Here is a 17,367-nt window from a genome sequence, read left to right on the forward strand (position 1 = left end):
TGTGGTGCCCCCCATCAGGCCCCTCCCATCCGGGCGTCCCGTTGCGCGGCCATCATGCTGGGCAGTCCCCACAGTCGTACGAATCCCTTCGCCAGCGACTGGTCGAACGTGTCGCCGGTGTCGTAGGTGGCGAGACCGAAGTCGTAGAGGCTCGCCTCGGAGCGCCGGCCGGTGACCACCGCCCGGCCGCCGTGCAGCCGCAGCCGCACCTCGCCGCTGACGTGCCGCTGCGCGTCGTCGATGAACGCGTCCAGCGACCGCTTCAGCGGCGAGAACCAAAGCCCGTCGTAGACGAGTTCACCCCAGCGCTGGTCGACGCCGCGCTTGAACCGGGCGAGATCCCGCTCGACTGTGACCGCCTCCAGCTCCTGGTGGGCGGTGATCAGGGCGAGGGCGCCGGGTGCCTCGTACACCTCGCGGCTCTTGATGCCGACCAGCCGGTCCTCGACCATGTCGAGCCGGCCCACGCCGTGCGCCCCGGCGCGCCGGTTCAGCTCCCGGATCGCCTCGTAAGGCGTGACCGTCTCGCCGTCGATCGCGACCGGGACGCCGCCGTCGAACGTGATCACCACGTCGTCCGGGTCGCGTTCCGCCGCCGGGTCCTCGGTGTACGCGTAGAGGTCCTCGACCGGGGCGTTCCAGATGTCCTCCAGGAAGCCGGTCTCCACGGCCCGGCCCCACAGGTTCTGGTCGATCGAGTACGGCGACTTCGCCGACACGTCGATCGGCAGCCCCTTCTCCTGCGCGTACGCGATCGCCTTGTCCCGGGTCCAGGCGAAGTCCCGGGCCGGCGCGACGACCGTCAGGTCCGGCGCGAGCGCGGCCAGGCCGACCTCGAACCGGACCTGGTCGTTGCCCTTGCCGGTGCAGCCGTGCGACACGATCGTGCCGCCGTGGGCGCGCGCCGCCGCGACCAGGTGCTTGACGATCAGCGGCCGGGACAGCGCGGACACCAGCGGGTAGCGGTCCATGTAGAGGGCGTTGGCCCGGATCGCCGGCAGGCAGTAGTCGGCGGCGAACTCGTCGCGGGCGTCGAGCACCTCGGACTCGACGGCGCCGCAGTCGAGCGCGCGCTGCCGGATCACGGCCATGTCCTCGCCGCCCTGGCCGACGTCGACAGCTACCGCGATCACCTCCGCGCCGGTCCGCTCGGCCAGGTACGGGATGGCGACCGAGGTGTCCAGGCCCCCGGAGTACGCCAGCACGACCCGCTCGGTCACGAGGTGCCCCCTTCGGCTGTGTCGTCGCGGCGGGCCCAGGCGGCGAGCCGCTCACCCAGCGCGGCGCCGCCGTCGGACTCGCGGGCCACGACGAGGATGGTGTCGTCGCCGGCGATGGTGCCGACGATCTCGGTCAGACCGGCCCGGTCCAGCGCGCTGGCCAGGTACTGGGCGGCGCCCGGCGGCGTGCGCAGCACCGCGATGTTGCCACTGGAGTCGACGCCGTTCAGCAGCTCACGCAGCAGCCGGACCAGCCGGGCCGGTGCGCCCTCGGCGTCGCGCAGCGGCCGGTGCCCGTCCTCCGGGATCAGGTAGACGCCGCGCCCGTCGCCGCCCCGCGCGGTCACCGCTCCCAGTTCCTTCAGGTCCCGCGACAGCGTGGCCTGGGTGACCTGGATGCCGTCCCCGGCGAGCAGGTCGGCCAGCTCGGTCTGCGAGTGGATGGGGGTGTCGCGGATCAGCTCGACGATGCGGGCGTGCCGCGCGGCGCGGGTCAGCGGAGCGGTCATGCGGATTCCTCCAGGAGAAACGTCAGCAGCGCCTTCTGGGCGTGCAGCCGATTCTCCGCCTGGTCGAACACCGCGCTGTGCGGGCCGTCGAGCGCCTCGTCGGTGATCTCCTCGCCCCGGTGGGCGGGCAGGCAGTGCAGCACGATCACGTCGGCGTCGGCGTGGCCGAGCAGCGCGGCGTTGACCTGGTACGGCAGGAACGGGGTGATCCGGTCCAGCCCGTCGGACTCCTGCCCCATCGACGTCCAGGTGTCGGTGGCGACGACGTGCGCGCCGCGTACCGCCTTCGCCGGGTCGGTGAGCACCTGGACCGAGCCGCCGGTGGTGGCGGCGATCTTCTCGGCGCGGGCCACGATCTCCGGGTCCGGCTGAAAACCGGCCGGCCCGGCGATCCGCACGTGCATCCCGGCGGTCGCACCGGCCAGCAGGTACGAGTGGGCCATGTTGTTCGCCGCGTCGCCCACGTACGTGAGGATCCGCCCGGCGGTGCCGCCGAAGCGCTCCCGCACGGTGAGCAGGTCGGCCAGCAGCTGGCAGGGGTGGTACGTGTCGGTGAGCGCGTTGACGACCGGCACCGTGGCGTGCGCGGCGACCTCGGCGATCCGGTCGTCGCCGTGGGTGCGCAGGACGATCGCGGCGACGTAGCGGGACAGCACCCGGCCGGCGTCGGCGAGCGTCTCGCCCCGCCCGAAGTGGGTGACCTGGGTGTCCACCACGAGCGGGTGCCCGCCCAGTTCGGCGATGCCCACGTCGAACGAGATCCGGGTGCGCAGGCTCTGCTTGTCGAACAGCACCGCCACCGACTTCGGCCCGGCCAGCGGCTGGTGCCCGTACCGGTCGGCCTTCATCCGGGCGGCGAGGTCGAGCACGGCGGCCTGCTCGGCGGGCGTGAGGTCGTCGTCGCGCAGGAAGTGGCGGATCATGCGGGAGCCTCCGTCGGGGTCGTGGCGTCGGACGCGGCGACGGTCGCTGCGGCGTCGGTGGAAGGGGGCGGCGCGGCGGCGGACAGCGCGGCCGGCAGGGCGGCGAGGAACGCGTCGGCCTGGGCGGCGGTGAGGATCAGCGGCGGCGCGAGCCGGACCACGTCCGGCTGCACCGGGTTGACCAGGAAACCCGCCTCGCGCAGCGCGGCCGCGGCAGCACCGGAGACCGGCTGGTCGAGCACGACGCCCAGCAGCAGCCCGGCGCCGCGTACCTCGCGGACCAGCGGATGCCCGAGCGCCTCGACGCCGCGCCGCAGCCGCTCGCCGATCCGCTTGACGTGGTCGAGCAGGCCCTCGTGGGCGATCGTGGAGACGACGGCGAGCGCGGCGGCGCAGCTGACCGGGTTGCCGCCGAACGTGGTGCCGTGCGAGCCGGGGGTGAGCAGGTCGGCGGCCCGCCCGAAGGCCAGGCAGGCGCCCAGCGGCAGCCCGCCGCCGAGACCCTTGGCGAGGGTGATGACGTCCGGCTCGACGCCCTCGGCCTGGTGGGCGAACCAGTGGCCGGTCCGGCCGACGCCGGTCTGCACCTCGTCGAGCACCAGGAGCGCGCCGTGCGCGGCGGTGATCCGCCGGGCCGCGGCCAGGTAGCCGGGCGGCGGGACGACCACGCCGTTCTCGCCCTGGATCGGCTCGATGATCAGCATGGCGGTGTCGTCGGTGACCGCCTCGGCCAGCGCGTCGGCGTCGCCGAACGGCACGTGTGTGACGTCGCCGGGCAGCGGGCGGAACGGGTCGGCCTTCGCCGGCTGCCCCGTCAGCGCCAGCGCGCCCATGGTCCGGCCGTGGAAACCGCCGTGGGTGGCGACCACGTGCCGGCGGCCGGTGAGCCGGGACAGCTTGAACGCCGCCTCGTTGGCCTCCGCGCCGGAGTTGGCGAAGAACACCCGGCCCGGGCGGCCGGCCAGCGCGAGCAGCAGCTCGGCCAGCGCCACCGGTGGCTCGGCGACGAACAGGTTCGACACGTGCCCGAGCGTCGCGACCTGCTTGCTGACGGCGGCCACCACCGCCGGGTGGGCGTGGCCGAGCGCGTTGACGGCGATGCCGCCGAGCAGGTCGACGTACTCGCGGCCGGTCTCGTCGACCACGACGGCGCCGGAGCCGGAGACGAGCGCCAGCGGCGGCGTGCCGTAGTTGTCCATCATGGTGGCGTTCCACCGCTGCAGAAGCGTGCTCATGAGTCGATCACCATGGTTCCGAAGCCTTCCGACGTGAACACTTCCAGCAGCGTGGAGTGGGCGACCCGGCCGTCGACGACGTGCGCGGCGGGCACTCCCCCGCGCACCGCCCGCAGGCAGGCCTCCATCTTCGGGACCATGCCCGACTCCAGGGACGGCAGCAGCTTCGCCAGGTCGTCCGCAGTGATCTCGCTGATCAGGCTGGACGTGTCGGGCCAGTTCGCGTACAGGCCCGGCACGTCGGTCAGCACGACCAGTTTGCGGGCGTCCAGCGCCACCGCGAGCGCGGCGGCGGCGGTGTCCGCGTTGAGGTTGTGCAGCACCCCGTCGGCATCAGGCGCGACGGTCGAGATGACCGGGATCCGGCCGGCGGCGATCAGGTCGGTGACCGCCGAGACGTTCACCGACTCCACGTCGCCCACCTGGCCCACGTCGACCGCTTCCCCGTCCACGTACGCGGGGCGGCGCACCGCGGTGAACAGCCCGGCGTCCTCACCGGAGAGGCCGACCGCGTACGGGCCGTGCGCGTTGATCAGCCCGACCAGTTCCCGGCCGACCTGACCGACCAGGACCATCCGGACCACGTCCATCGCCTCCGGGGTGGTGACCCGCAGGCCGCCCCGGAACTCGCTGGCGATGCCCAGGCGGCCGAGCATGGCGGAGATCTGCGGACCGCCGCCGTGCACCACGACCGGCTTGAGGCCGGCGTAGCGCAGGAACACCATGTCGGCGGCGAAGGCGCGCTGGAGTTCGGGGTCGACCATGGCGTTGCCGCCGTACTTGACCACGACGGTGGCGCCGGAGAAACGGGCCAGCCAGGGCAGCGCCTCGATCAGCGTGGCGGCCTTGGCCTGGGCCCGGGTGAGGTCAGCACTCAAGTTCATGTGGAATAGGCCGAGTTCTCGTGGACGTACGCGTGGGACAGGTCGTTGGTCCAGATGGTGGCGGCGTCGGCGCCGGCGTGCAGGTCGATCCGGACCGTGACGCCGCGGCCGGTGAGGTCCACCTTGGCGCGGTCCTCGGCGGCGGCGCCGCCCCGGCACACCCAGATGCCGTTCACCGCGACGTCCACGGCGTCCGGCTCGAACACGGCGGCGGTGGTGCCGACCGCGGCGAGGATCCGGCCCCAGTTCGGGTCGTTGCCGAACAGCGCGGTCTTCACCAGGTTGTTGCGGGCCACCGTGCGGCCCACCTCGACCGCGTCGTCCTCGCTCGCCGCGCCGACCACCTCGATCGCGACCTCCTTGGTCGCGCCCTCGGCGTCGGCCAGGAGCTGCTGGGCCAGGTCGTGGCAGGCGGTGGTGACCGCGGCGGTCAGCTCGGCCTCGGTCGGCTCGATGCCGGAGGCGCCGCTGGACAGCAGCAGCACCGTGTCGTTCGTGGACATGCAGCCGTCGGAGTCGATCCGGTCGAACGTGATCCGGGTGGCGGCGCGTAGCGCGGCGTCCAGGGCGTCCGGCCCGGCCACCGCGTCGGTGGTGAGCACGCAGAGCATGGTGGCCATGGCCGGGGCGAGCATGCCCGCGCCCTTGGCCATGCCGCCGACGGTCCAGCCCGTACCCTGCGCCACTGTCGTCTTCGGCCGGGTGTCGGTGGTCATGATCGCCTCGGCTGCCGCCGGGCCGCCGTCGCGGGACAGGCCGCGCACCGCCTCGCGTACGCCGGGAAGAAGCTTGTCCATCGGCAGCCGCTCGCCGATCAGGCCGGTCGAGCAGACCGCCACCTCGCCGGCGCCGACGATCAGCCGCGCGTTCGCCGCGGTGATCGCGGCGGCGGTGTGCTCGGCGGTGGCGTGGGTGTCCTGGAAGCCGGCCGGGCCGGTGCAGGCGTTCGCGCCGCCGGAGTTGAGCACCACGGCGCGCACGACACCGCCGTGCACGACCTGCTGGCTCCAGAGCACCGGCGCGGCCTTGACCCGGTTGGCGGTGAAGACCCCCGCCACACCGGCGTCCGGGCCGTCGTTGATCACGAGGGCGACGTCGGCGGCGCCGGAGGACTTCAGTCCGGCCGCTACACCTGCGGCGCGGAACCCACGGGGGACGGTGACGCTCACGGGGCCACTCCAAACACGGACAGTCCGGTGGTCTCCGGGAGACCCACCATCAGGTTGGCGTTCTGCACGGCCTGACCGGCCGCGCCCTTGCCCAGGTTGTCGATCGCGCTGACCACGATCACCCGGCCCGAGTCGACGTCCACCGTCGCCTGGAGGTGGCAGGAGTTCGAGCCGGCGGTGGCGGCGGTGTGCGGCCAGGCATTCTCGGGCAGCACGTGCACGAACGGTTCGTCGGCGTACGCGGCGGTCAGCACCGCGCGCGGGTCGGCGTCGCCGGTGGGCACCGCGGTGACGGTGGCCAGGATGCCCCGGGGCATCGGCGCGAGCACCGGAGTGAAGGACAGGCCGGTCGCGCCGGTGGCCTGCTTGATCTCCGGCACGTGCTGGTGCGCGCCCACCTTGTAGGGGGTCAGGTCGCCCATCACCTCGCTGCCGAGCAGGTGGGCCTTGGCGGCCCGGCCCGCGCCGGAGGTGCCGGAGGCGGCGACCACCACCACGTCGTCGGGGCGTACCGCGCCGGCCGCGATCAGCGGGGCCAGCGCCAGCGTGGTCGCCACGGCGTAGCAGCCGGTGCTGGCGACCCGCGTCGCGGCGGCGATCCCGGCCCGCTGTCCGGGCAGCTCGGGCAGCCCGTAGGTCCAGGTACCGGCGTGCTCGCCGCCGTAGTAGCGGGACCAGGCGGCGGCGTCGCGCAGCCGGTGGTCCGCGCCGAGGTCGACCACCTTGACCGAATCGGGCAGCGTCGCGGCGAGCGCCGCGGACTGCCCGTGCGGCAGGGCCAGGAAGACCAGGTCCGCGTCGGCGAGGGTCGCCGGATCGGTCGCGGCGAACACCAGGTCGAGGCCCGCGAGGTGCGGGTGTACGGCGGCGACCGGTTGACCGGCCTGGCTGTGCGCGGTGGCGGCGATCAGCTCGAACTCGGGGTGACCGGCGAGCAGGCGCAGCAGTTCGCCTCCGGCGTACCCGCTCGCCCCGGCCACGGCAACCCGAATGCCCATACCCACCTCCGCATGACTATGCAGAGAAGGGTACCGGTCGGGGCAGCGCCGCCGCAAGGTCATACGGCGCGTTGCATAGCCATGAGATGGCGTTCACCCGCGGTTCGGGCGCCACTCGCGCGCGCCGGTGTTGTTAAAAGGGGCCCCCTCCTCTACCGGAGGCGTTAAGAGGGGGCCCCTCCTTTCACGCGCCGCGCAGGGTGGCGCCGAAACGCTCGGCGGCGACAGCGACCGCCGCGTCGCGCGCGGCCACCGCCTCCTCGCCCGCGAGGGTCCGGTCCGGGGCGCGGAACGTCAGCTTGTACGCCAGCGACTTGCGTCCCGCACCGAGCTGCTCGGAGGTGTAGACGTCGAACAGCCGGACGTCCTCCAGCAGCGCGCCGGCGCCCTCGACCAGTGCCGCCCGCACGTCGGCCGCCGGCACCGAGTCGTCCACCACCAGCGCCACGTCGATCAGGGCCGGCGGGAACGTGGAGATGGTCGGTCCGGTCGCCAGCGGCGCGGCGGGCAGCGCGTCCAGGTCCAGTTCCATGGCGCTGGTACGCCGGGGCAGCTCCAGCGCGGCCAGCACGGCCGGGTGCAGCTCGCCGGCGTGGCCGACGACCACGTCGTCCACCACCAGTTCGGCGCAGCGGCCCGGGTGCCAGGGCGCGCGCTCCCCGGCCCGTACCGTCACCCGGTCGGCGGGGATCCCGGCGGCGTCGAGCACCGCCCGGCCCGCCTCGATCGCGTCCGCCCAGCCGGCCGTGCGGCCCGCGCCCCACCAGCCGGCCGGTTCGATCTCACCGGTGAGCGCCACCGCGACGTGCCGCGGCTGAGCGGGCACCACCGCGTCGGCGGCGGCGAACTCCTCGTCGGTGGGCCGCCGGTCCACGCCCATGGCGGGCGGGGCGCCGGCGCCGGGACGCGGGTGGAAGACGGTGCCGATCTCGTAGATCGCCACGTCCCGCTGGCCCCGGCCGACGTTGCGCTTGACGATGCCGAGCAGCGGGCCGAGCAGCGTGGTGCGCAGCAGCGGCTCCTCCTCCGACAGCGGGTTCGCCAGCCGTACCGCGGGGCGGCGCGGGTCGTCGGCGGGCAGGCCGAGCTGGTCGACCAGTTCCGGCGCGACGAACGGCTGCGCCAGCACCTCGACGTAGCCGCGCTCGGCGAGGGAACGGGCGACGGCCCGGCGGCGCTGCTGCTGCCAGGTCAGGCCCCGGCCCGGCGGCGCGGTGGGCAGCACCGACGGCACCCGGTCGTAGCCGTCGAGGCGTACCACCTCCTCCACCAGGTCGGCCGGGTCGGTCAGGTCGGGCCGCCAGCTCGGCGGCGTCACGGTCAGCACCTCGCCACCCCCGGCGGCGGAACCGCCACCGGTGGTCGTGCCGACGCTGCCCGGGTCCTCGGCGAGCCGGTCGGCGCCGCGGGTGACGGTGCAGCCGACCTGCTCCAGCAGCTCCACCACCCGGTCCGGCGAGTAGGTCACGCCGACCCGGCGCGACGGCAGGTCCACCGGCAGCGTCACCGGCGTACGCGGCGCGACGTGGTCGATGTCGAGCACCTCGGCGCCCGCGGTGCCGCCGGCGAGGTCGGTGAGCAGCCGGACCGCCTTCTCCAGCGCGACGAGCGGCAGCGCCGGGTCCACGCCCCGTTCCCACCGCTTCGCGGCCTCGCTGAACAGCTTGTGCCGCCGCGCGGTACGGCCGACGGTGGCCGGATCCCAGTGCGCCGCCTCGAACAGCACGTTCGTGGTGGAGGAGAGCACCTCGCTGGTCTCGCCGCCCATCACCGCGGCGAGCGAGATCGGAACGCCGGCGTCCTCGCCTGCGAGGGCGTTGGGCAGCCCAGCGTCGCAGATGACCAGGTCCTCGGCGGACAGCGTGCGGTTCACCCCGTCCAGCGTGGTCAGCTTCTCCCCCGCCTCGGCGCGGCGCACCACGAGCGTCCCGGCGATCCGGTCCGCGTCGAAGGCGTGCATCGGCTGGCCGAGTTCGAGCATCAGGTAGTTGGTGATGTCGACGGCGAGCGAGATGCTGCGCACCCCGGCCACGGTGAGGCGCTGCCGCATCCAGCCGGGCGTCTCCACGGTCGGGTCGACGCCGCGCACCATCCGCGCCGCGAACCGGTCGCAGCCGACCGGGTCGCGGACCTCCACCGGGTACGCCGGCTCGGCGGTCGCGCCGGGCGCGGGCGCGTCGGCCGGGTCGCGGAACGGCACGCCGAGCGCGTGCGACAGCTCCCGGGCGATGCCGCGCACGCTCAACGCGTACCCGCGGTCCGGGGTGATCTCCATCTCGACCACGACGTCGTCCAGGCCGACGACGGGCCGGGCGTCGTCGCCGGGCTGGGCCTTGACGTCCTCGGGCAGCACGACGATGCCCGAGTGGTCGTCGCCGAGGCCCAGCTCCTGCGCGGAGCAGATCATGCCGTGGGAGTTGCGCCCGTACGTCTTGCGCGCGCCGATGGCGAACCCGCCGGGCAGCACCCCGCCGGGGAGGATCACCACGACCTTGTCGCCCACGGCGAAGTTGCGCGCCCCGCAGACGATCTCCTGCGGCTCGCCGGTGCCGTTCGCGGCGCCGACGTCCACCCGGCAGAAGCGGATCGGCTTCTTGAAGCCGGTCAGCTCCTCGATCTCCAGGACCTCGCCGACGACGAGCGGGCCGGTGACCGACTCGCGCAGGTCCACGACGGACTCGACCTCGATGCCGAGGTCGACCAGCGCCTGCTCCAGGTCACCGGTGGGCAGGTCGACCGGGAGGTCCACGTACTCCCGCAGCCAACTGACAGAGACTCGCATGACTGTTAAACCACCGTTCCCGTAGCTCAGGCGCCGAACGCGCGGGTGAACCGCACGTCGCCCTCGGCCATGTCCCGCATGTCACTGACGCCGTGCCGGACCATCACGGTCCGGTCGATGCCCATGCCGAACGCGAATCCGGAGTAGACCTCCGGGTCGATGCCGCAGGCGCGCAGCACCCGCGGGTTGACCATGCCGCAGCCGCCCCACTCGACCCACTGCGGACCGTCCCGGTGCTCCGGGAACCAGACGTCGAACTCCGCCGACGGCTCGGTGAACGGGAAGTAGTGCGGCCGCCAGCGCGTCTTCGCGCCCTCGCCGAACATGGCCCGGGCGAAGTGGTCGAGCGTGCCGCGCAGGTGCGCCATGGTGATGCCCTTGTCCACCACCAGACCCTCGACCTGGTGGAAGACCGGCGCGTGGGTGGCGTCCAGCTCGTCGGTGCGGTAGACCCGGCCCGGCACCACCACGTAGATCGGCGGCTTGCGGCTGAGCATGGTGCGCGCCTGCACCGGCGACGTGTGCGTGCGCAGCACCAGGCCACTGCCCTCAGGTGCGATGTGGAACGTGTCCATCAGACCGCGCGCCGGGTGGTCGGCCGGGATGTTCAGCGCGTCGAAGTTGGTCCACTCCAGCTCGACCTCGGGGCCCTCGGCCACCTCGTAGCCCATGCCGATGAACAGATCGCTGATCTGCTCCATCAGCACACTGAGCGGGTGGCGGGCGCCGCGCGGCCGGCGGTCGTACGGCAGGGTCACGTCGACCCGCTCCTCGACCAGCACCCGCGCGGCCCGTTCCCGGTCCAGGATCTCCTGCCGGGCGGCGTACGCGGACTCGATCGCCCGGCGGGCCTCGTTGACCCGCTTGCCGGCGTCGGCCTTCGCGGCCGGCGGCAGCGCGCCGATCTCCCGGCGGGCCAGCGACACCGGGGACCGGTCACCGAGGTGCGCGGGGCGCAGCGCGGTGAGCGCGTCCGGGTCGGCGGCCCCGGCGAACGCCTTCTCGGCGTCGGCCACGGCCCCGGCCAGGGCGTCCGGGTCGAGCAGGGCGACCTGCTTCGGGTCGTACGGATCGTTGCGGTAGCTCATGGTGAACGGGCACTCCCTCACGGCGGCGCCGACCCTCACGGGTGGCTAGGCGAGTCTACGGACGCGCGGCTTCGCCGCAGCCCGCCGGTGGGGAGTCGTGCAGGGGGAAGGGTCAGGCCCGCCGCCCGCCGACACCGGCGGGCTGGCTAAACGAACGCCGTGGCGCGTTCATGACGAGGCGGACTCCCCTGCTGTGTCGTGCGTGACCGTGGGCCGACGCAGTGCTCTCGCGGAAGAATACAGGCAGACCGCCGCCGCCGCAGCCAGATTGAGACTCTCCGCGCGCCCGTGCAGCGGCACCCGGACCCGGGCGTCGGCGGCGTCGGTCAGCTCCTCGGGCAGGCCGTGCGCCTCCGAGCCGAACAGCCACGCGGTGGGTGCGGCCAGCCGTCCGGCGTCGGCGAGGTCGTCCAGGTCGCTGTCGCCGTACCCGGTGGTGGCGAAGACGGTGAGGCCGGCGGCCCGCAGCGCCTCGACTGCGGCGAGCGGGTCGGCGGCGCGCACCACGTCGACGTGGAAGAGGCTGCCGGCGGAGGCCCGCACGCACTTGCCGTTGTAGGGGTCGACCGCCTCGCCCGCGAAGACCACGGCGCCCGCGCCCGCCGCGTCGGCGGTGCGCAGCACCGTACCGGCGTTGCCCGGGTCGCGGATCCCGGCGAGCACCGCGACCAGTCGCGGCCCGCGCGCCACGGCCTGCTCCAGGGGTACGTCGAGGTGGCGGCACACCGCCACCAGGCCCTGCGGGGCGACGGTCTCGGCCAGCGCGGCCAGCGCGTCGTCGGTCACCTCGGAGACCGGCACGTCGGCCCGGGCGGCGGCGGCCGCGAGGTCGGCGTACCTGTCGAGTGCCGCCGGGGTGCCGAACAGCTCGACCACGGTGCCGGTGCGGGCGAGCGCCTCCCGGACCGCCTGCGGCCCTTCGGCCAGGAACCGGCCGGCCTGGTCGCGGTCGCGACGGCGCTGCAGCCGCCGTGCGGCCACGATCCTCGGGGTACGCGGGGTGAACGGTCCGGGAACGGCGTCGAGGCGCCTCCCCTGCGAATGTGACTGCATGGGAGACGCCTCGATCTGCCGTACGGGGTGGGTCAGGCGGCCTGAGCCGCGGCGCCACCGGTGCCCTCGGCCGCCACGGCGGCGCGGGCCAGCTCGACGATCGCCGCGAACGAGGCGGCGTCGTTGACGGCCATGTCGGCCAGGATCTTCCGGTCGACCTCGATGCCGGCCAGGCGCAGGCCCTGGATCAGCCGGTTGTAGGTCAGGCCGTTGGCCCGGGCGCCGGCGTTGATCCGCTGGATCCAGAGCTGCCGGAAGTCGCCCTTGCGGTCGCGACGGTCCCGGTAGGAGTACTGCATCGAGTGCAGCACCTGCTCCTTGGCCTTGCGGTACAGCCGGGAGCGCTGACCGCGGTAGCCGCTCGCGGTCTCCAGCAGGGTACGACGCTTCTTCTGGGCGTTCACAGCCCGCTTGACGCGTGCCATCTCAACTCCTTCTTCGGTTCAGGTGGCTCGCGTCAGCGGCCGAGCAGCTTCTTGATGCGCTTGACGTCGGCCTTGGCCAGCTCGACGGTGCCGGTCAGCCGACGGGTCTGGGTGCTGGGCTTCTTCTCCAGGTTGTGGCGAAGGCCGGCCTGCTGGGCAACGATCTTGCCCTTGCCGGTCACCTTGACCCGCTTGCCCATACCCGTGTGGCTCTTCATCTTCGGCATTGGAACGTCTTCTCCCCTGTTACTGGCCGCTGGTCTCAGCGGTCGTGCCGGTCTCACCGGCTGCTGCGGTCTCGCCGGCCGCCGGGGTCTCGCCGGCCGGAGCGGCCGGTTCCTCCGCTGCCCGGTCACGCGGTCCACCGCGGGACGCCGTGGCGGCGACCGCGGAGGCCTTGACGGCCCGGTGCGGAGCGAGAACCATGATCATGTTTCGGCCGTCCTGCTTCGGCGCGGCCTCGACGTATCCCAGGTCCGTGATCTCGGACTCGAGCCGGCGCAGGAGCCGGTAACCCAGCTCCGGGCGGCTCTGCTCCCGACCGCGGAACATGATCGTCACCTTGACCTTGTCGCCGGCCTTGAGGAACCGCACCACGTGACCCTTCTTGGTCTCGTAGTCGTGCGGGTCGATCTTCGGCCGGAGCTTCATCTCCTTGATGACGGTCTGCTGCTGGTTACGCCGCGCTTCGCGCGCCTTCAGTGCGCTCTCGTACTTGAACTTGCCGAAGTCCATGAGCTTGCACACCGGCGGGCGCGCCATCGGCGCAACCTCGACCAGGTCCAGGTCGACGTCCGCGGCCAGCTGCAGGGCGCGCTCCAGCGGGACGATGCCCACCTGCTCACCCTCAGGACCGACCAGTCGGACCTCACGTGCCCGGATCTGCTCGTTCACGCGTGGTTCGACGCTGATGGGGCCTCCTCGAGTCGAGTCTCCTACGGTGCCGACTCCGTGGGCTCCCGGGTGGGAGCCGACCCGGAAAGCAGAAGGCCCCGGCGTATGCCAGGGCCCACTCGACCGGTCGGCACGATCACAGGATCGCGCATCCGGCGTCGGGACATGCCCGAAACCGGGGACCGGACCCGGCCACCGTGGCGGCGACTCGGGTGGGAGCGGGCGCTCCGCTTCACGACCGCCCGCGCGTCAGGGACGGGGGCAGTCTGGTCGACTCCGCAACACTACACCCTCGGCCCAGGCCCGCCCAAACCGGGCTCCCTGGTCAGCGGGGTGCCGACTGGCCGGCGGACAGCGCCGCCAGGTGCGCCTGGTGCAGGCGGCGCAGGGCGCGGACCGCCTCGACCGCGCTCTCCTTGTCGGCGGCCTGCAACGCGACCATCGGCAGCAGGTCGTCGTCGTGCAGCTCCAGGCTGGCCCACGGGGCGCCCCGGTCGAACCGGACCCCCCGGATCACCTCCCAGGGCAGCTCGTACGAGCTGATCACGTTGCGCACCCGGACGCCCTTGGCGTCGGCGATCACGCGCGGGCGGGTGAACAGCAGGAAGCCGAGCGCGCCGAAGACGCCCAGGCCGATCATGGCGAACTGGTCGCCGCGCTGGAACGTGCCGTAGCCGTTGCCGGTGGCGCCGGTCAGCGACGTCGCGACGAGGCTGAACACCACGACCAGCGTGACGGCCGACACCCAGCAGACGACCCGGATGCGGCGGGGTCGCACGGTCACCACGGAATCGCTCACCCGACCAGTCTGCCATCCGGTTCGCGCGCGCCTTCGGCCGCCACACGGTCCGGGCCGCGCCGGCCCAGCCCGGTGACCACCACGGCGAGCAGCGTGAGCAGGGCGCCGGCCAGCACCGGCAGCCGGACACCGGGCCCGCCGGGCAGGACCAGGTCCAGCAGCAGCGCGCCACCGAGCTGCCCGGCCACCAGCGCCAGGCCGGTGCGCAGCACCCCGGCGGCGCGTACCCCGACCAGCAGCGAGAGCACGATGCCGACGCCGAGCAGGCCGCCGACGTAGAGCCACCACTGGCCGGGCCAGCGGGGCTGGCTCGCGAGCGCGCCGGTCAGCGCCGCCACCGCGCCGATCACCACGGTGCTGACCGCGAAGTTGACGGCGAGCCCGGCGGCCGGGCCCACGGTGGCGGCGACGCGGCCGTTGAGCGCGGACTGCGTCGCCACCGCCAGCCCGCCCAGGACGCAGAGCAGCACCAGCCCGACCGCCAGGTCACCGACCGGGCGGCCGAGCTGCGCGAGCGCGACAGCGCCGACGCCGAGCACCGCACCGCCGACCCGGGGCACTGTGAGCGGCATCCGCCCGGTCGCGGCCAGCCCGGCCCGGTCCACCGCCAGGCCGCCGAGGCTGCCGCCGGCCACCTGGGCGATCGTGAACACCGCCACCCCGAGCACCGGCACCACCACCGGCGCGACCAGCACGATCACCGCGCCGCCCACCCCGCCCAGGTACGCCCACCAGGGCAGCCCGGAGCGGCGCAGCCCGGCCAGCCCGGCACGCATCGACGGCAGCGCCACGACTCCGGCCAGCACCAGCAGGCAGCCGCCGAGGTTGTTGACGACCGCGCCGAGGACCGGGGCGCCGGTCCGCTCCCCCATCTCGGCGTTGACCGCGCCCTGGGCGGCCGAGGCCACGCCACCGGCCACGACCACGGCGAGCGCGGCCGGAAGCGGCAGCGGCCTCACAGCCGGCAGGCGTGGATGTTGGTGACCAGGATCGCGCGGGCGCCGAGCTCGTACAGCTCGTCCATGATCCGGTGCACGTCGTCGCGGAGCACCATCGCCTGCACCGCGACCCAGCCCTCCCGGTGCAGCGGCGAGACGGTCGGCGACTCGATGCCGGGGGTCAGCGAGCTGGCCCGGTCCAGCAGGCCGGCCGGTACGTCGTAGGCGAGCATCACGTACCGGCGGGCGACGAGCACGCCGTGCAGGCGGCGCAGCAACTGCTCCTGCTGGGGGCCGCCGGGCGCGGCGGCGCGGCGGACCAGCACCGCCGAGGAGCGCAGCAGCGGCTCGCCGAAGACCACCAGGCCGGCCTGGCGCAGCGTCGCGCCGGTCTCCACCACGTCGGCGATCACATCGGCCACGCCGAGGCGGATGGCGTTCTCCACCGCGCCGTCCAGGCGGATCACGTCGGCCTTGACTCCCGTCTCGGCCAGGTGCCGCTCGACCAGACCGGGGTACGCGGTGGCGATCCGGTGCCCGCCGAGCTGCTGGACCGTGGCCACGTCGTCGGGCCGGGCGGCGAACCGGAACGTGGCCCGCGCGAAGTCGAGGTCGAGGATCTCCTCGGCCGGCGCGCCGGAGTCGATCAGCAGGTCGCGGCCGGTGATGCCGACGTCCAGGTCGCCGGAGCCGACGTAGGTGGCGATGTCCTTGGGGCGCAGGTAGAAGAACTCGATGTCGTTGGGCTCGTCCCGGCAGACCAGGTCCTTCGGGTCGGTGCGCTGGCGGTAGCCCGCCTCGCGCAGCATCCCGGCGGCCTTCTCGGCCAGGGCGCCCTTGTTGGGTACTGCGACACGCAGCATGGGAGTGCTCCTTCGTTCGATCGGATGATCAGCGGACGGGCACTCAGAGATGTCGGTAGACGTCCTTCAGTTCCAGGCCGGTGGCGAGCATCAGCACCTGCGCCTGGTAGAGCAGCTGGGAGATCTCCTCGGCGGCCCGCTCCGGGCCCTCGTGCTCGGCGGCCATCCACGACTCGGCCGCCTCCTCGACGACCTTCTTGCCGATGAAGTGCACGCCCTTGGCGAGCGCCTCGACGGTGCCCGAGCCCGGGGTGCCGGCGGCGGCCTTGGCCTGCAGCTCGGCGAACAACTCCTCGAACGTCTTCACGGAAGGCGATTCTTCCAGCCGCCCCGGGTGAGCACGCCCACCGGGTCCACCCGCGTCGTCCGGCTCACCCGGGCAGCGCGGCGAGGAAGTCCCGTACCGCGGTGGCGAGCCCGGCGGGGCGCGCGGCCGGCACCGCGTGACCGGCCTCGACTGTCACCAGGCGGGCGGCGGGGATCCGGGCCGCCATCCGCGCCAGCTCGTGCTGCGGCAGGTGGCTGGCGGGACCGCCGGCCACCACCAGAGTCGGCGCGGTGATCTCCGCCAACCCCTCCCACCAGGTGGGCGGCGGGGCGTTGAGTTCGGCGACGACCGCTTCGCGGGCGGCCCAGTCGTAGGGCAGCGGTCCGTCCGGCCGAGGGGGCAGCCGCAGGCCGAGCGGCACCGGCGGCGGAGGTTCGACGAGCACCAGCGCCGCCACCCGGTCCGGACACGCGCGGGCGAGCAGGTGGGCGGCCACCGCGCCGGAGGAGTGGCCCAGCACCGCGACCCGGGTCAGCGCCAGCGCGTCGAGCAGACCTCGCACGTCGTCGCGGACCAGCTCCAGCGAGTACGCCGAGGCCGGCCCGGTGGCGCCGTAGCCGCGCAGGTCGGGGGCGTACGTGCGGGTGGTCGAGCCGAGCGCCGCCGCGAGCGGGGCCCAGGTCTCCCCCGATCCGGCGCCGCCGTGCAGCGCCACGAGTGGACGGCCGTCGGCCCGGCCCCAGGCCCGGTACGCCATCCGCAGCCCCGGCAGGTCCGCGTACCCGATCTCCGTCATCGCGGCAGTCAACCACAGCGGTGGGTCAGGCGAAGCCGACCCGGTGGGCGGACTGGGCGTCGAGCGCGCGCACGGCAAGGGCGGCGTCCAGCGCGGCGACCGTCGCCGACCAGCCCTTGTCCTCGGCCGAGCCGGGCAGCCCGGCCCGGTCCCGGGCCTGCTCGATGGTGTCCACGGTGAGCACCCCGTGCGCCACCGGCTTGCCCTCGTCCAGCGCCACCCGGGTCAGCCCCTCGGTGACGGACTGGCACACGTAGTCGAAGTGCGCCGTCGCGCCGCGTACCACCACGCCGAGCGCGACGACCACGTCGAAGCGGCGTGCCATCGCCTGGGCCACCACCGGCAGCTCCACCGAGCCCGCCACCCGGGCCACCACGGCCCGCGCCCCGCACGCCTGCGCGGCGGCCACGGCCCGCTCGGTCATGTGGTCGGTCAGGTCGCCGTGCCACCGGGCGGCCACCACGCCGACAGTCATGCCGGCGGCGTCCACCGCGCTCACGCCCGGCTCACCGAAACCCGCCAT

19 protein-coding genes are annotated in these 17,367 nt (G+C 74.0%); all 19 read right to left on the reverse strand.

The annotated features are described in order from the left end of the window. Positions 1–14: 14 nt before the first annotated feature. Positions 15–1,220: an argininosuccinate synthase gene (locus O7607_RS01245; protein ID WP_269700434.1), complete on the reverse strand. Its 1,206-nt coding sequence runs from the start codon at positions 1,218–1,220 to the stop codon at positions 15–17. Beyond that, a complete protein-coding gene (locus O7607_RS01250) occupies positions 1,217–1,729 on the reverse strand; it encodes an arginine repressor (RefSeq protein ID WP_269700435.1) in 513 nt (170 codons plus the stop codon). Before O7607_RS01250 ends, O7607_RS01245 begins: the two co-directional genes overlap by 4 nt. Continuing rightward, positions 1,726–2,652: an ornithine carbamoyltransferase gene (gene argF, locus O7607_RS01255; protein ID WP_269700436.1), complete on the reverse strand. Its 927-nt coding sequence runs from the start codon at positions 2,650–2,652 to the stop codon at positions 1,726–1,728. The genes O7607_RS01250 and argF overlap by 4 nt, the downstream gene beginning before the upstream one ends. Next, positions 2,649–3,887 (reverse strand): acetylornithine transaminase, encoded by a 1,239-nt coding sequence (locus tag O7607_RS01260; protein WP_269700438.1) that lies wholly within the window; start codon positions 3,885–3,887, stop codon positions 2,649–2,651. The genes argF and O7607_RS01260 overlap by 4 nt, the downstream gene beginning before the upstream one ends. Next, a complete protein-coding gene (gene argB, locus O7607_RS01265; protein ID WP_269700440.1) occupies positions 3,884–4,771 on the reverse strand; it encodes an acetylglutamate kinase in 888 nt (295 codons plus the stop codon). Before argB ends, O7607_RS01260 begins: the two co-directional genes overlap by 4 nt. After that, positions 4,768–5,940, reverse strand: a complete 1,173-nt coding sequence (gene argJ, locus O7607_RS01270) for a bifunctional glutamate N-acetyltransferase/amino-acid acetyltransferase ArgJ (protein WP_269700442.1) — start codon at positions 5,938–5,940, stop codon at positions 4,768–4,770. The genes argB and argJ overlap by 4 nt, the downstream gene beginning before the upstream one ends. Further along, complete coding sequence (gene argC, locus O7607_RS01275) at positions 5,937–6,938, reverse strand: N-acetyl-gamma-glutamyl-phosphate reductase (protein WP_269700444.1); 1,002 nt, start codon at positions 6,936–6,938, stop codon at positions 5,937–5,939. Before argC ends, argJ begins: the two co-directional genes overlap by 4 nt. A gap of 184 nt (positions 6,939–7,122) precedes the next feature. Continuing rightward, on the reverse strand, positions 7,123–9,720 hold the full coding sequence (locus tag O7607_RS01280) for a phenylalanine--tRNA ligase subunit beta (RefSeq protein ID WP_269700446.1): 2,598 nt from the start codon (positions 9,718–9,720) through the stop codon (positions 7,123–7,125). Positions 9,721–9,746: 26 nt separating this feature from the next. Further along, positions 9,747–10,808, reverse strand: a complete 1,062-nt coding sequence (gene pheS, locus O7607_RS01285; RefSeq protein WP_047892351.1) for a phenylalanine--tRNA ligase subunit alpha — start codon at positions 10,806–10,808, stop codon at positions 9,747–9,749. 168 nt (positions 10,809–10,976) lie between these two features. Then, on the reverse strand, positions 10,977–11,861 hold the full coding sequence (locus tag O7607_RS01290) for a TrmH family RNA methyltransferase (protein WP_269700448.1): 885 nt from the start codon (positions 11,859–11,861) through the stop codon (positions 10,977–10,979). A 32-nt stretch (positions 11,862–11,893) separates the two neighbouring features. After that, complete coding sequence (rplT, locus tag O7607_RS01295) at positions 11,894–12,286, reverse strand: 50S ribosomal protein L20 (protein ID WP_043324928.1); 393 nt, start codon at positions 12,284–12,286, stop codon at positions 11,894–11,896. 32 nt (positions 12,287–12,318) lie between these two features. Then, positions 12,319–12,513, reverse strand: coding sequence for a 50S ribosomal protein L35 (gene rpmI / locus O7607_RS01300; protein WP_026267805.1), 195 nt, complete (start codon positions 12,511–12,513; stop codon positions 12,319–12,321). Between the two features lie 19 nt (positions 12,514–12,532). Further along, positions 12,533–13,180, reverse strand: a complete 648-nt coding sequence (infC, locus tag O7607_RS01305) for a translation initiation factor IF-3 (protein WP_013285540.1) — start codon at positions 13,178–13,180, stop codon at positions 12,533–12,535. A 325-nt stretch (positions 13,181–13,505) separates the two neighbouring features. Beyond that, positions 13,506–13,979 (reverse strand): PH domain-containing protein, encoded by a 474-nt coding sequence (locus tag O7607_RS01310; RefSeq protein ID WP_269700450.1) that lies wholly within the window; start codon positions 13,977–13,979, stop codon positions 13,506–13,508. Then, entirely contained in the window at positions 13,976–14,938 is a 963-nt protein-coding gene (locus O7607_RS01315; protein WP_269700452.1) for a DMT family transporter, read from the reverse strand. Before O7607_RS01315 ends, O7607_RS01310 begins: the two co-directional genes overlap by 4 nt. Beyond that, on the reverse strand, positions 14,935–15,780 hold the full coding sequence (hisG, locus tag O7607_RS01320) for an ATP phosphoribosyltransferase (RefSeq protein ID WP_269700453.1): 846 nt from the start codon (positions 15,778–15,780) through the stop codon (positions 14,935–14,937). The genes O7607_RS01315 and hisG overlap by 4 nt, the downstream gene beginning before the upstream one ends. Before the next feature lie 43 nt (positions 15,781–15,823). Continuing rightward, on the reverse strand, positions 15,824–16,087 hold the full coding sequence (locus O7607_RS01325; RefSeq protein WP_013285536.1) for a phosphoribosyl-ATP diphosphatase: 264 nt from the start codon (positions 16,085–16,087) through the stop codon (positions 15,824–15,826). A gap of 64 nt (positions 16,088–16,151) precedes the next feature. Further along, positions 16,152–16,844 carry an alpha/beta fold hydrolase gene (locus O7607_RS01330; protein ID WP_269700454.1) on the reverse strand — a complete coding sequence of 231 codons (693 nt, stop codon included), beginning with the start codon at positions 16,842–16,844 and terminating at the stop codon, positions 16,152–16,154. Between the two features lie 25 nt (positions 16,845–16,869). Then, positions 16,870–17,367 (reverse strand): 6,7-dimethyl-8-ribityllumazine synthase, encoded by a 498-nt coding sequence (gene ribH / locus O7607_RS01335; RefSeq protein WP_269700455.1) that lies wholly within the window; start codon positions 17,365–17,367, stop codon positions 16,870–16,872.

This window comes from Micromonospora sp. WMMA1949 (assembly GCF_027460145.1).
Lineage (GTDB): Bacteria > Actinomycetota > Actinomycetes > Mycobacteriales > Micromonosporaceae > Micromonospora.

What these genes read in the sequence shown, in the direction of transcription:
- O7607_RS01330 (WP_269700454.1), bottom strand. Translation starts at nt 16,844, where the DNA reads ATGACGGAGATCGGGTACGCGGACCTGCCGGGGCTGCGGATGGCGTAC.
- O7607_RS01250 (WP_269700435.1), bottom strand. Translation starts at nt 1,729, where the DNA reads ATGACCGCTCCGCTGACCCGCGCCGCGCGGCACGCCCGCATCGTCGAG.
- rpmI (WP_026267805.1), bottom strand. Translation starts at nt 12,513, where the DNA reads ATGCCGAAGATGAAGAGCCACACGGGTATGGGCAAGCGGGTCAAGGTG.
- pheS (WP_047892351.1), bottom strand. Translation starts at nt 10,808, where the DNA reads ATGAGCTACCGCAACGATCCGTACGACCCGAAGCAGGTCGCCCTGCTC.
- O7607_RS01290 (WP_269700448.1), bottom strand. Translation starts at nt 11,861, where the DNA reads ATGCAGTCACATTCGCAGGGGAGGCGCCTCGACGCCGTTCCCGGACCG.
- O7607_RS01280 (WP_269700446.1), bottom strand. Translation starts at nt 9,720, where the DNA reads ATGCGAGTCTCTGTCAGTTGGCTGCGGGAGTACGTGGACCTCCCGGTC.
- O7607_RS01260 (WP_269700438.1), bottom strand. Translation starts at nt 3,887, where the DNA reads ATGAGCACGCTTCTGCAGCGGTGGAACGCCACCATGATGGACAACTAC.
- hisG (WP_269700453.1), bottom strand. Translation starts at nt 15,780, where the DNA reads ATGCTGCGTGTCGCAGTACCCAACAAGGGCGCCCTGGCCGAGAAGGCC.
- argF (WP_269700436.1), bottom strand. Translation starts at nt 2,652, where the DNA reads ATGATCCGCCACTTCCTGCGCGACGACGACCTCACGCCCGCCGAGCAG.
- argB (WP_269700440.1), bottom strand. Translation starts at nt 4,771, where the DNA reads ATGAACTTGAGTGCTGACCTCACCCGGGCCCAGGCCAAGGCCGCCACG.
- rplT (WP_043324928.1), bottom strand. Translation starts at nt 12,286, where the DNA reads ATGGCACGCGTCAAGCGGGCTGTGAACGCCCAGAAGAAGCGTCGTACC.
- ribH (WP_269700455.1), bottom strand. Translation starts at nt 17,367, where the DNA reads ATGGCGGGTTTCGGTGAGCCGGGCGTGAGCGCGGTGGACGCCGCCGGC.
- argC (WP_269700444.1), bottom strand. Translation starts at nt 6,938, where the DNA reads ATGGGCATTCGGGTTGCCGTGGCCGGGGCGAGCGGGTACGCCGGAGGC.